The organism is Bradyrhizobium sp. Ken01 (assembly GCF_055807355.1).
Genome location: NZ_JBVVPC010000242.1, coordinates 1 through 257 on the forward strand (window position 1 = coordinate 1; position 257 = coordinate 257).

General features: G+C 59.1%; 1 protein-coding gene. It reads right to left on the bottom strand.

What is annotated here, in order from left to right; translation table 11 throughout:
* Positions 1–257, bottom strand: a 257-nt coding sequence (locus AC0L3S_RS39495; protein WP_473285378.1) for a hypothetical protein, incomplete at both ends; no start/stop codon positions are given.

Sequence of the window (257 nt, forward strand, 5' to 3'; positions counted from 1 at the left end):
GCACGGCGTTGGTGGTGAGCACAGCGCTGATGACGGTGTAGGTGTATTCGGCGGTAGTAGTAGTCACCAAGTACTGCGACAGGTAGGCCGTGAATTGGCCGAACACCACCGCACTGAGCAGGCCACCGAGGGTGAAGCACACCAAGCGATGATCCTTGAGCAGCACCCGGCCCACGGCGAGGAACGGCAACGGTTTTTGCGTAACTTGGACAGTCGTCAGCGTGCGGTCGCCCAAGCGCCAATACAGCAGCAAAAAT